Raw genomic sequence first — 14,788 nt, forward strand, 5'->3', positions numbered from 1 at the left:
AAAGTAGTCAATAAAACTACGGGTAATTTGAGTCTGATCCGGTAAATCCTTTCTTCACATAATCTTTCGGCAATATCCCGAATTGCTTCTGGAAGCAACGGGCAAAATACGAAGGATTATTGAATCCGACAATGAAACAAACCTCATTGATCCGGTATTCTCCTTCGCGCAGAAGTTCTCCGGCTGTTTTGAGCCGTATCAACCGGATATAATCATTGGGAGGCATTCCAGTCAGCCCTTTCAATTTGCGTTGCAGATTGGAACGGCTGATTGCCATCTCTTCCGCCAGCTTGTCAATCGTGAATTCCTCATTGGTGAAGTTGCGAGTGATAATCTCATTGACCGTATTGATCCATTTCACATCAGACTTATTCATCAGCGTCTGATCGTACGACATATTCGGCACACTTGTGAAGTGATTGAACAACATACGCCTGTTTTCCAGCAGATTGTTGATCGTGGCTTTCATGTGATTCAGTGAGAAAGGCTTCTCTATGTAAGCATCCGCACCATAGTCGAGACCTGCGATCTTTGAATCAATGCTGTCGAGTGCCGAAAGCAAGATGAACGGGATATGGCAAAGCATATTATCGGAACGGATCGACTTTAATAATTCGAATCCGTCCATATAAGGCATGACGATGTCACTGATAATCAAATCCACCGTTGTTGTTTCCAGACATTCCAATGCTTCCTTACCATTGGTAGCCGTATGAATCGTATAGGCATTTCCCAGATTCTTAGCCAGAAATTCCAGCATATCCGTCGTATCCTCCACGACGAGTAGAGAATAACCACTGGGTTCGGCTTCTTCTTCCAGAGCGGCTACCTTGTCCGGTATGGAAGTGACGGCGTGGGTTGCCGGAATACTTTTCTCCAAATAAGGAATTTCGACGCACACTTCGCAACCATCGGTATAATTAGGGTTGATATAAACTTTCCCATTATGCTTTTCGACCAATAATTTAACCAGGCTTAGCCCGATACCTACTCCCGATCCGTTATTACCGGCATTTCCCACCTGATAAAACGGTTCGAACACCTTACCGCATTCCTCTTGCGGAATTCCCGGACCGTCATCGCGTACACAAATAGAAAGAATACGTCCTTCGGAAGACAAATGTTCGTCCATAATCACCCTGATGCAGGTACGGGCATATTTCATGGCATTGGTCAGCAGATTGCTGACGATTTTCGTTAAAGCCTCCTGATCTACATTATATTGCAGATGCTCCTCGGGCAGGGAAACACTGAAAGATATTCCGGTCAGGGAGATGGCACGGAAACGATCGATGATATCCTCAATCATCCGGTTAATATCTACTTCATTGAATGAAAGTGTATATCCTTCCTTATCCACTTTGCGGAAGTCGAGCAGTTGCTTGATAAGCTCCATCAGCCGGTTGGTGTTCTTCCGTATCACAGACAGGTTACTCTCTACTTCACTGTTCCATTCATGCATTTCCAAAATAGCTTCCAGCGGAGCCTTGATGAGGCTTACCGGAGTCTTAATCTCATGTGCCACCTGTGTAAAGAACGTAATCTTCGACTGAAACAATTCCTGATTCTTGATTTGCTCCATCTCTTTCATCTTTCTTAATTTCACGGCCTGTTGCTTGCGCAGATAAAGCCTTACCAGAAAATAAGTGAATCCACATGCAATTAGTAAATAGAAAATCTTGGCGTAGATCGTCTTCCAGGGTGGAGGAAGAACTTCAATATGCAGACAGCAGTCGTCATTGCTCCAATATTCATCGTTGTTACTCGATTTCACACGGAACGTATATTCACCCGGAGGCAGGTTGAGAAATGATACGTTATGTTTGTCCGTGTATATCCATTCCTTATGGATGCCGTCCAGTTTGTAGGCATATAAATTCTTGCTGGGAGCCACATAACTTAGACTTTCAAATGTGATGTCGAACGAAACTACCTGATAAGGAATAGTCACCTGTCCGCTAAGGGCAGGAATGCGTTTGCTAAGGCTCACCTTATCATCGGGACTGTGCATATACACTGCCGAAATAGACGCCGTAGGCTTTACCTTATTGATCGATAATTTGAACGGATAGAAACTATTGAATCCATTCACCCCACCGAAATAAAATTTCCCGTCACGGGCTTGCATGGAAGAGCGGAAATTGAACTGGTTACTTTGCAATCCGTCTTCAATGGTATAAAGTTGTGCCCGCTTGTTTTGCGGCTCATACCGGATCAGCCCCCTGTTGGAAGAAAGCCAATAGTTACCTGATTGATCGTCCAGTATGCCGTAAATGATATTGTTCGGCAGATTCTCTTTGGTGGAGAAATTTTCAAAACGGTCCTCCTGGTAGTGATAACGGCAGATGCCGCCTCCCTCGGTACAAAACCATAGATTCTGTTTATGATCGATATACACACGAATGACCCAGTTGCTACACGGAGAAGCGGGATTAGCCGGATCGTTACGGTAGTTGTGCAGCTTACCGGTCTGGCGGTTGTAACGCCAGATACCATCCCTTTTACTTGCCAGCCATAAATCCCCATACTGGTCTTCCACCATATCGTAGATAAAGATATGACTTAAAGGTTCCAGTGTCCGGAACGAATCACTGTTCGGATCATACTGGCAGAACCCGGACAGAGTGCCCAAATAAATACTGCCATCTTTCGTTTGATAAATGGAGTAGATATGATCGTTAGGAATGGAATGCGGGTTAGTACGGTTGTGGCGATAGTTCTTCGTTTTTCCCGTTTGGATATCCAGGATATATAATCCCCGGGAGAAACTGCCGATCCATAACTTTCCTTCATTGTAGAGCAGCGCATGGATATTGTGATAACCGATATTGAGATTACTGCTTTTCAATAGATGATTCTTAAACTTCCTCGTGCGGGGATCGAAGAGATTCAATCCTCCGTCTTCAGTAGCAATCCAGATATTACCGTCGGGATCTTCACAAAACTGGCTGATTACATTTCCCGAAAGAGAATTCGTACCATTGGGATAATACCACTCGATATCCTTATGCTTGGGAGACAGGTAACTCACTCCACTGAAATAACTCCCTATCCAAATTCCCCCTTCCCTGTCCTGATAACAGTCATAGATGCTTTCCTTGTTCTGTTCATCGTCAGTTGGCAGACACTCTCCTGTGGCAGTGTTGAAGGTATAAAGCCCGTCGTCGGAGCCAAGATAGAAAGAATTGGCCGTCCGTTGAAACAGGGTACGGATGCGCGGAATGGTGAGAGTATCCCCTTCTCCGAAGTAATAGCGGAATTGCCCCGTTTCCTTATTGAAACGTGCCAGCCCTCCATACCAGGTACCCGCCCATAGCACTCCCTGCGAGCTTTCCATCAAAGAGATAATCTCGTTGCAGGCAGGGCGTCCGAAAGAAGTCTCTTCGGATATATACCCTGTGAAATTGTCCGTACGCTGGTTATACTTTGCCAAACCATTCCGGGTGCCTATCCAGATCGTCCCGAACGAGTCGTTATAAATCACCCACACATGATTATCCGGTAATGAATGAGGATCGGAAAGAGAATGTAGATACTGCCTCAACGTACCTTTTTTCTCATTGTAGACAAACAATCCGTTGGTTGTTCCAATCCATAACTGCCCGTCATTGTCATAAGCCATTCCGAAGACACTGTTGACTGTCACCCCGTCTTCCGTCTGTTTGTCGAATACGGAGAATTTCTCTTCCTGCGAGTCGAATAAATACAGCTTTTCCGTGCTTGCCACCCAGATCTGATTGTTATCCTGATGGCGGCAGATGGTTACTATATTCATATAACTGTTTCCGCCGTTTTCTGACGAATGTCCGTAGTTGGTAAACTCGATACCGTTGAAACGATTCAACCCGTCCTGTGTGGCAAACCACATATATCCGATGCTATCCTGAAGGATGCTCCGGACACAATTGCCTGATAACCCTGATCTAACGTCATATTTCTTGTAGATATTGGCGAAGACCAGAGAAACCGATGCCAGCAATATACATATAGATAAGATGGATCGTTTCATAATTTCCCTTCTTTGTATCTCCTGTTTATAGGCAATATATCTTCTGTTTGCAGGATCTATATACCCTGCATGTTGTATCTATATACCCAACACGCAGGACATATATTGCCAACAGATTGGATCTATATCTCCTGTAAACCGGGTAACTATCCCCTCTGTAGGGCTCTTTATTTCACGTCATCCCACGTATCCGTGCGGAACGGGAAAGCGCTCAATCCGAAAGTGTTGCGCAGGGTGATATTTCCTACATAATTACGGAAAGCATAGCGCACGGCAACCGGTTGGGCAACCTCTTCACTCGATACTTCCACCGTGTTGGTACGTCCTATAATCTTCGCTTTCGCCGGATAGAACTTCTTGTCGGCTCCTGCAATCTCGAATCCCTCCAGTTGGGCGAAAGTAGGGAACAATCCCGCAGGTGCGTTATTGAATGTCACTATGGCCTTGTTGCCCTCATAGTCTACTTTAGTCATCATCGGACCGTTGGATGGCAATCGGCCGATACCGTATGTTTTGGTCAATGCAAGCGTAGCCAGCCGGAGCCCTACCACATCCTTTGGCGATGGATGGATACAAAACTCATCACCAATATCCGTAGTAGGTATCATGCCTGAATTAGGAATCGTTTTCAATGCTTCCATTTGTGCTTCACGCAATAAAGCGGCCCCCGTATTGCTGCTGTTTTCATATTTGTAAGGAGCAATCTGCACATAATAGAAAGGCATATCGGGAGCCTCCCATACGTTTCTCCATAGCTGCACCATGGCAGTCATCATCGGAGCATAGAACTGATAGTTGGATATGTTCGATTCTCCCTGATACCAGAGGAAACCCTTTGCCGTGAAGTTCTTAACAGGCCATAACATCGAGTTGTACAGACATTCCAGACGCTGATGCACCCCTCTTTTAGGATCTTTGGCAGCTTCTACGTCCATACCTTCGACGGTTTTCAATGTCGGTTCATCTATCCATGCTTCGATAGCCGAACCTCCCCAACTGTTGATAACCAGCCCTACCGGAAGATGAAGACTTTCAGTCAGTTGTCTGGCAAAGAAATAGGCGGCGGCACTGCAATCAATGGTCGTTTCAGGTGACGAAACTTCCCATTTCCTTTTTTCAAAATCCGTGCGGCGCTCTGTATCATTGGTTCTCGGTACGGTAATAAAGCGAATACGGTCGCGGTAATTTCCCGAGTTTAGAAGCGTTTCAAGTGAGTTGTCAATGGGCTGTGCGGCATTTCCCATCATGCGCATTTCCATGTTCGACTGTCCGGAGCAGATCCACACCTCCCCTATCAGTATATCCGAGAGAGTGACCGGAGTTCCGTCGCTGATTGTAATAGAATAAGGTGTATAACCTCCTTTGGGAGTGTCCACTTTCACCAGCCAGGCCCCGTCTTTGTCGGTAGATGCCTGATAAGTCCGGTTGTTCCATGAAGTAGTGACGGTTACTTTTTTGCCGTCTGCCCAACCCCATAATTTAACGGAACTGTTCTGTTGAAGCACCATGTGATCTCCCATCATTGCGGGGAGTTTTACTTTGCCTTGTGCAAGCGGTAGGAATAAAAGTGATAGAATCAGAAGTAGAAAATGTTTTTTCATACTGTTTTTTATTAGATATTCGACGAATAGTTATTAGGTATCCGGCAAAAATACAATCAATTTTTAAATATGGAATAAAATTAGCTAGTCATTTTCTGATAAAAGCTAGTCGAAATCTTAAAAGCTGGTTTTTCCTTTCCATTCTCGGTCGAATTTTCTTAATTAGTGGCATCAATCGCCTAAACAGTATTATTAGATTGGTTAAATATCCCATTTCTTTGCACTGTGAGTATTTAACAACCTAATTGTTTCATTAAATCTAATCAAATGAAAAAGAAGCATTATTTATTATTTTTATTGGCTTCGCTCTTTTTACTGACAGATGTGGTGTGGGCACAGACATCTGCTACAGTAAGTGGAGTAGTGATCGATGAGAATGGAGAAACCCTGCCGGGTGTTTCCGTCGTCGAAGTAGGTACAACGAACGGTGTCTTGACAGATTTGAACGGTCACTACACCTTAAAAACAACTTCTGCCAAACCTTCTGTTTCTTTCAGTTACATTGGTTATCAGACCACCATGCTTCCCCTGAACGGACGCACGAAACTCGACGTCCAGATGAAGGTGGAAACGAAAGTACTGGATGAAGTAGTGGTAGTGGGTTACGGTGTGCAGAAGAAAGTGAACCTGACCGGTTCCGTGACTTCCATCAACTTTGCCGATCAGACGGAGGGACGTCCCATCATGAGTGTTTCTTCTGCCCTTTCGGGGCTCGCTGCCGGTATGAACGTGACGCAGGCTTCGGGACAACCCGGATCGGACGGCGCCACCATCCGCGTGCGTGGTAACGGTACGTTCAATACCAACTCCCCATTGGTACTGGTAGACGGTATTGAATGGAGCATGGACAACGTGAACCCCAACGACATTGAAAGTATCTCCGTACTGAAAGACGCTGCCTCAACAGCTATTTACGGTACGCGTGCCGCTAACGGAGTGATCCTCATCACCACCAAAAGCGGAAAAGGTAAACCGCAAATCTCCTATTCTTATTCGGGAGTCGTGCAGATGCCTTACAACAATCTCTCTTTCGTAAGCGACTACGCCCGCTATATGGGACTGGTCAACGAGGCTTGCGAAAATGTGAATACCAAAGGTATTTTCTCGCAGGAAAGCATTGACCGCTGGAGGGCTGCTTCTGCCGATCCGAACGGACTGAATGAGTACGGAGTGCCCAATTACGTGGCCTATCCGAACACAGATTGGTTCGACGAAGTATTCGACACCGGATATTCGCAGGAACACAACCTCTCTGTCTCCGGCAGCTCGGAGAAAGTGAAGTATATGCTCTCCTTGGGCTATCTCGACAATCAGGGAGTCATGAACCGCTGGAACCTCGATTCAAGTACGCAGAAAATCAATTTCCGTACCAATCTGGAAGCCAAGATTGTGAAATGGATGACCGTCGGTACCCGCCTTTACGGACAAAAGCAAGATTACGGGATGGCAAACATCAGCAATGGATTCAAGTATCTCTACCAGACTACTCCGGGTGTATATCCGGGCGAACCGAACTACTGGGGACGTCCCGCACTGGCAAGTGAAGAATCTTCCAATGCCAATAATATCTTCGGGCAGATGGCGGGAGCTACCGGTTTCAATACCGTATGGCGTCTCAACGCTTCAGTCTACGGAATTATCACTCCTTATAAAGGCCTCAACATCGAAGGTACATTCAACTATTCGCCGACATTTACCGACAAGTCTTCCTATAGCCGCCAGAATGGTTATTGGGACTACGTGACCGACCAACGTGTCAGCGAAAGCGCACTGGAGAACGCTTCCATTACCAATACAAGCGCGCGCACCTGGCGTCAGAGTGCCGAAATACTGGTACGCTATCAAACCACCATCAAGAAAGACCACGATCTGGGCGCATTACTCGGATATTCCGCACAAGAATATTACAGCAAGAGCTTTGCCGTTTCCCGTAAAGGAGCTACTGACTGGACACTGAACGAATTGAGCACCTATGAAACTCTCGTCAGCTCTTCCAGCTCGGCACCTGCCAAGTGGGGACTGCTCTCCTATTTCGGCCGTGTCAACTATGGATATAAAGGACGCTACCTCTTCGAAGCCAACCTACGTGCCGATGCCTCTTCCCGTTTCGGTGTGAACCAGCGTTGGGGATATTTCCCCTCGTTCTCCGGTGGATGGCGTATCTCGGAAGAATCGTTCATGCAGGGAGCATCAGACTATCTCTCTAACCTGAAACTGCGTGTTTCGTGGGGAAAGACAGGTAACAACTCTACGGGCAACTACGACTGGCAGGCAAATTATGCCACAGGCAATGTTGTAATCGATGGTGAAGGAACCAAAGGACTGGTACGTAAAAAACTAAGCAACGACAAACTGCATTGGGAAAGTACCGCAACAACCGACATCGGACTTGACTTCGGTTTCTTCAACAACCGCCTGACGGGTGAAATAGACTACTATAATAAATATACTTCGGACATTCTCTACCATCCCGAACTCTATCTCTCGATGGGTGTTGTCGGCTCTGCTCCCGAAAATCTGGGTGAAGTGCGCAACCGCGGTGTAGAATTTACCCTGAACTGGAACGACCGTATCGGAAAAAACTTTGAATACCGGGTAGGCATGAACTTCTCTTTCAATGCCAATAAGGTAATGAAATTCAAGGGCGATCTCCAGAAATACTGGACGTATGATGCACAGGGAAACAAAGTCAGCTATGTCAACAACTTCAGTGATGTGTCCGAATCCGGATTCGGAGGATACATCTGCGAAGGTCGCCAACTGGGTGAAACCTATATGTATAAGGTGTACAGAGGTTCCGGCGAAGGCTATACCGGAGGTGCGGTGGACATCCATGCGGGACCGAAGGACGGAATGATACGTACAAAGGAAGACATGGTATGGGTACAGGCCATGATTGACTCCGGTTATTCATTCGGAGGAATGAAGACGATTGCCAAAGACCAGCTTTGGTATGGTGACATTCTCTATGCCGACAGCAATGGGGATATGAACTATGGTGATACGAACGACAGGGATTTCTCCGGTCATACCAGTGTGCCGAAATTCAACCTGGGCTTCAACTGTGCTTTCTCTTACAAAAATATTGATTTCTCCATGTTGTGGTCGGGAGCTTTCGGACATTACCTCAACTGGAATACGGATTACTACAACTCCACGCTCGTGAGTCACGGATATGGCATTATCGAACATATTGCCGACAATCATTACTTCTTCGATCCTTCCAATCCGGACGATTCGCGCACCAACCAGTCGGGCAAATACCCCCGTCTGACGTATGGAACTACGTATAATAACAGAATCCAGAGTGATTGGAACGAATATAAGGCCGACTATTTCAAGTTGAAGAATATCCAGATAGGCTATACATTGCCGCAGCGGATTTCCAGTAAGTTCTTTGTAAGCAAGCTCCGTGCTTTCGTGTCGATGGATAACATCCTGACGATTACAAGTTACCCGGGACTTGATCCGGAAATAGGAACTGAAATCGGCTACCCATTGATGCGTCAGATCTCTTTTGGCGGACAGATTACCTTTTAATGATGTAGAACTAAAAAACAGAATCTGATATGAAAAAGATATTAATGATTTTAACGATGGCTCTGGCTGCTACCTCCTGCATGGATATTCTCGATGTGGCCCCGGAAGACCAGATCGCAAGTGAAAACATGTGGACTACGGAGGAGCTTGCCGACAAGGGAATGGCAGGACTCTACTATCCGTTCTATGCCACCCAACTCTCGTCTACCCAGCTCCGGCGTGCCGACGGTTTGAACCGCCAGGGAATCGAAGCCATGAGCTTCGCAACCGATTATTATTCCAACAACTATCCGGTGGAACTGCTTTCGCTGGCTACCAAACCTGCCAATGACTTTCAGGTGTGGTATGAATGGAAGTTCTGTTACACCATCATCCATGCGTGTAACGATGCGATTGCCAATCTGCATAAAGCGGATATGAGTACTGATAAACTGGCACGTTATCAATGCGAAGCCCGTTTCCTCCGTGCGTGGGCCTATAACCGTCTGAATATGCTTTATCAGGGTGTTCCCGTTTATCTGGAACCCATCAATAATGAAGACTGTACGCGTGGTCAATCTTCGGTAGATGAAGTCTGGCAAGTGATTCTGGACGATTTGACGTATTGCATCAATAATCCTGATTTCCCCCATAACACGCTGAACGAAAACTACGGACGCCCTTCCAAGGGAGCTGCCTATGCGCTTCGTGGCATGGTGTATATGTGGAAGAAGCAATACAAGGAAGCAGGCAACGATTTCAAAGAAGTGGAAACCTGCGGCTACGGCTTGTGGACAGGCGAATATGCCGACTTCTTCAAATATGAAAACGAGAAAGACAAAGAAATGATTTTCTCGCTCCAGTTTAGCGAAGAAACCGGTTACTGTGACAACATTCAGCAAATGACCGGTGCGCGTGATACGTATGACGGATGGACGGAAATAAAACCTTCCGCAGACTTTGTAGACTATTATAAGAATGCCGACGGATCGGACTTCAAATGGTCGGAAGTAGACGGTTTGGAAGATTGGGACTTATTGACTCCGCAACAACGTGAAATCTTCTTCTGCCGTGACGGGTTGGAATCCATGTCCTCACAAAAGAATGCCCTTATCAAACGCGTAGGTGAAGATATTTATCAGAAATACTACCTGAACAGCGGTAACGAAGCCCGCATTAAAAAGGCGTATGACAACCGCGACCCACGTTTGCAACAGACAGTCGTTACCCCTTATATCCCGGTAGATTGCTACAAGCCTAACTATGCCGGAGATGCCAACCAAATCGGTAAACAACTCCGCTGGCCGTTGAAGGAACAAGGCACGAATGGAGGAGACTTCTGGCTGGATAAACGTACTTCCGCTTTCTACTGCTATCGTAAATACAATGAGTTTGAGAAAGGTCGCTTGATTAGCCGGAGCCGTTGTCATACCGACTGGCCGTTGATTCGCTATACCGATGTATTGTTGCAGTATGCGGAAGCATTGGCACAGACCGACCAGATAGGAGAAGCCATCCGCCTGGTGAATAAAGTACGTACCCGCGCCCACATGCCTGCGTTGACAGAGGGCGGAAGCGGTCCGTGCGCAGTGAACGGAAAAGAAGACATGCTCGAAAGAGTGCGCTATGAACGTCGCGTGGAATTCTGTCTGGAGGGAATTAACTTCTTCGACGAAGTACGTTGGGGAACCTATAAAGAAACCAAATTCCAGGGGAAAGACGTGAATGGCGGCAAGTCCTGGTGGGGCGATATGGTAGAGTATAACTGGTATTACACCGATTATATGTGGCCGTGGACTGCTCCTATCGTTGAAACGCAAAAGAACCCGAACCTGACTAAACGAAGCGGTTGGGCGTATTAATCATAAAGATTTGAATAAGGATGAAGAAAATACTTTTACTATTACTCATTTTTGTATCCGGTTGCACAGGTGTATTTGCGCAACAGTTTGACTATGGCAAGATAGCGCCTCATCCCCGGCTGTTATTGCCGGAGGGCGGAGAAGAAGCTATTAAGAAAGCTATTGCGGAGTATCCCCCGTTGGCAGCAGTTCACCAACGGATCATGGAACTTTGCGACCGGACACTTACGGAACCACCTGTGGAACGTATCAAGGAGGGCAAACGCCTGTTGGCGATTTCGCGCATCGCATTGAAGCGTATCTATTACCTCTCATACGCTTACCGTATGACGGGAGATAAGAAATACGCTCACCGTGCGGAACAGGAGATGCTCGCTGTCAGCCGTTTCACGGACTGGAACCCTACTCATTTCCTGGATGTAGGCGAGATGGTAATGGCATTGGCTATCGGTTACGACTGGCTCTATGATTCTTTGCAGCCCGACACCCGCCGGGTGGTGCGTGAAGCAATCATCGAAAAAGGATTTGATGCGGCAAAGAATACCCGTCATGCCTGGTTCTACACTGCCAAGAATAACTGGAATTCCGTATGTAATAGTGGATTGGCGTATGGTGCACTGGCTCTTTTCGAAGAGATTCCGGAGATTTCGAAAGGTATTATCGAGAAATGCATGGAGACAAATCCGAAAGCGATGGTAGGCTATGGTCCTGATGGAGGTTATCCCGAAGGATTCGGATATTGGGGGTACGGGACGAGTTTTCAGGTAATGCTCATTGCTGCGCTCGAAAGTGCTTTCGGCACAGACAATGGGCTCTCCCAAGCCCCCGGATTTAAGAAGTCTGCCCGTTTCATGCAGTATATGACGGCTCCGAGTGGAGACTGCTTCTGTTTCTCGGATTCTCCGGTAGAGGCGGAATGTAACATGATGATGTTCTGGTTTGCAGGCAAGGAGAAAGACCTTTCCCTGTTGTGGATTGAACGTCAGTATCTCGACCGCCCGGATATGCAGTTTGCCGAAGACCGTTTACTGCCCAGCTTGATGGTGTTCTGTTCACAGCTCGACCTGAACCGGATCGGAAAGCCGAAGAAAAACTTCTGGTTTAACCGTGGAGATACGCCTGTGTTTATCTACCGTGGCGGATGGGACAGCAAGAAAGATACCTATCTGGGAGTGAAAGGAGGTTCGCCCTCTACTTCTCATGCACACATGGATGCCGGGTCGTTTATCTTCGAGAGAGACGGAGTGCGTTGGGCGATGGACTTGGGGATGCAGAGTTATATCACACTCGAAAGTAAGGGAGTGGACCTGTGGAATATGTCGCAGAACGGACAACGCTGGGAAGTATTCCGGCTAAGCAATATCGCTCACAATACGTTGACGATTAACGGAGAACGCCATTTGGTAGAGAGCAATGCCCCGATCACCCGTACTTTCGAGTCGAAGAAACAGAAAGGGGCGGAAGTAGACCTGTCGACTGTGTTTGCCAATAGTGTGAAGAAAGCTGTCCGCACCGTGATATTGGATCAGAAAGACCATCTGGAAGTAATAGACCGCTTGGAGACGCGCGATAAGGAAGCTACCGTATCCTGGATTATGGTCACTCCGGCAGAAGCCAAGATTACAGGCAAGAACCGCATAGAATTGACTAAAGACGGACAACGGATGCTCCTGACAGCAGATACCGGTACGGAAGTAGAAATGAAAATCTGGTCCAACGTGCCCCCGCATGAATATGATTTCCGCAATCCGGGAACCATCCGCGTTGGCTTTGAAACGGTGATTCCTGCCAATCGTGCCTCGCAACTGAAAGTACGACTTATTCCTTTGAAGTAATACAAATAAATTCATTGAACCATGAAAACGATTCTTTTTAAAACAATCATCATAGCTTTCTTCGTAGGAACAGCCGTAAGTTGTTCCGATGAGGACGAGAACAGATTCCGTCCGGGATCTACCCATGAGAAACCGAATCCTACGGAGCCGGAGGGTGGACTGGATTATTCCAAACTGACTGCGGATAACCATCCCCGTCTGTTGATGAACGCCGAGGCTTTCACTGCATTGAAAGCCAAAGTGGATGCAAATACGAGTGCCAATCTGACTTTGCTGCATAACACCATTATGGGAGTGTGCAACAGCAAAGGGATGAATGCAACGGCACTGACTTATAAGCTGGATGCCAGCAACAAACGTATTCTCGACGTTTCCCGTGATGCTTTATTGCGTATTTTCACCTGCGCTTATGCCTACCGGATGACTGGCGATGCCAAATATCTGACTAAAGCAGAAACCGATATCAATGCCGTATGCAACTTTCCCGACTGGAACTCGAAACATCACTTTCTCGATGTGGGCGAAATGGCTACGGCCGTTGCTTTCGGCTACGACTGGCTCTATAACGAACTAAGTGCCTCCACCCGTACGAAAGCAGCCAACGCATTGCTGAAGTTTGCTTTCCAACAGGCACAGAACAAGAACTGGAACCTAAACTTCTATGAAGCTACCAACAACTGGAACCAGGTTTGTAATGGCGGACTGGTCTGTGCGGCACTGGCTTCTTATGAAAACAATCCTTCCGAAGCAAAGGACATGATTGAAAAGGCTTTAGAATCCAATAAACCTGCATTGGAAGTGATGTACTCTCCCGACGGCAACTATCCGGAGGGCAGCGGTTACTGGTGTTATGGCACGCTTTATCAGGTGTTGATGCTTGCCGCCCTCAACAGTACGCTTGGTACGGATAACGGGCTTTCCGATACACCGGGATTCTCCAAGACGGCAGAATATATGTTGTATATGACAGGGCTGAACAGCAAGTTCTTTAATTATTCGGACTGTGCTCCCTCTTCTACCGCAGCACTTGCTTCATGGTGGTTTGCCGATAAATACAGTAACCCGTCATTGCTCTATAATGAACTGAAAATGCTGAAGAACGGTGAATACGCTTCCTGTGCCGAAAACCGCTTACTGCCAATGATTATGGCTTTTGCCAATAATCTGAATCTGGATGCGATCTCCGCCCCTTCCAATAAGCTATGGAGTGGAAAAGGGGAAACGCCTGTGGTGATGGTGCATACCGACTGGACATACACGGATACGGATAAATACCTCGGTATCAAAGGGGGCAAGGCCGGTTCTAGTCATGGCCACATGGATGCCGGTTCATTTGTATACGATGCGTATGGAGTGCGTTGGTCGATGGATTTCGGTCTGCAAAGTTATACAACTCTTGAGTCGGTACTGGCCGGTTTGGGTGGTAATCTTTGGGATATGGGACAGAATTCGATGCGTTGGGATGTATTCCGCCTGAATAATCTCAATCATAGCACGATCTCAATCAATGATGCCCGTCACCGGGTGGACGGTGCGGCTACCCTGACCACTACTATCAACACTGCTACGGAATTGGGAGCCACTTTCGATCTGACAGAAGTAGTGTCCGATCAGGCTGCATCCGCTACCCGTACCGTGAAAATCGTGAACGATAAAGATTTAGTAGTCATGGATGAGATAAAGGCAAGAACGGATAAATCCGCCAAAGTACGCTGGTGCATGGTGACGCCTGCCGTCCCGACGGTGGAAAGTAACCGCATCGTACTAACTAATGGAAGCAAAGTGATGTATCTCACAGCCAGCGGAACCGTAAAGCCTACCTACAAAACATGGAGTACCACTAGTGAAAACTCTTATGACCAGGCTAATCCGGGCACTTATATGGTCGGCTTTGAAGCAACGGTCACAGCCAACCAGACTGCCACATTTACCACAACCCTGTCCCCCAAATAAAATGAATTG

General features: G+C 47.0%; 6 protein-coding genes. 4 read left to right on the forward strand and 2 right to left on the reverse strand.

Annotated features, from left to right (window positions below; genetic code table 11):
• Window positions 1–16: 16 nt before the first annotated feature.
• A complete protein-coding gene (locus tag DXB58_RS04680; RefSeq protein WP_122136064.1) occupies window positions 17–4,009 on the reverse strand; it encodes a hybrid sensor histidine kinase/response regulator transcription factor in 3,993 nt (1,330 codons plus the stop codon).
• 167 nt (window positions 4,010–4,176) lie between these two features.
• Window positions 4,177–5,610, reverse strand: coding sequence for a sialate O-acetylesterase (locus DXB58_RS04685; protein WP_122136065.1), 1,434 nt, complete (start codon window positions 5,608–5,610; stop codon window positions 4,177–4,179).
• Between the two features lie 267 nt (window positions 5,611–5,877).
• On the opposite strand from DXB58_RS04685, the gene DXB58_RS04690 reads away from it, so the two are divergent.
• From DXB58_RS04690 to DXB58_RS04705, 4 genes are read left to right on the forward strand one after another with little or no spacing between them, the layout of a single operon-like run.
• On the forward strand, window positions 5,878–9,150 hold the full coding sequence (locus DXB58_RS04690; RefSeq protein ID WP_122136066.1) for a TonB-dependent receptor: 3,273 nt from the start codon (window positions 5,878–5,880) through the stop codon (window positions 9,148–9,150).
• Window positions 9,151–9,179: 29 nt separating this feature from the next.
• On the forward strand, window positions 9,180–10,991 hold the full coding sequence (locus DXB58_RS04695; RefSeq protein WP_074559266.1) for a RagB/SusD family nutrient uptake outer membrane protein: 1,812 nt from the start codon (window positions 9,180–9,182) through the stop codon (window positions 10,989–10,991).
• A 20-nt stretch (window positions 10,992–11,011) separates the two neighbouring features.
• Window positions 11,012–12,826 (forward strand): heparinase II/III family protein, encoded by a 1,815-nt coding sequence (locus tag DXB58_RS04700; RefSeq protein ID WP_004324158.1) that lies wholly within the window; start codon window positions 11,012–11,014, stop codon window positions 12,824–12,826.
• A gap of 21 nt (window positions 12,827–12,847) precedes the next feature.
• Complete coding sequence (locus DXB58_RS04705; RefSeq protein WP_122136067.1) at window positions 12,848–14,779, forward strand: heparinase II/III family protein; 1,932 nt, start codon at window positions 12,848–12,850, stop codon at window positions 14,777–14,779.
• Window positions 14,780–14,788: the final 9 nt, after the last annotated feature.

It is taken from the genome of Bacteroides sp. OM05-10AA (assembly GCF_003439055.1).
Classification (GTDB): Bacteria; Bacteroidota; Bacteroidia; order Bacteroidales; family Bacteroidaceae; genus Bacteroides; species Bacteroides intestinigallinarum.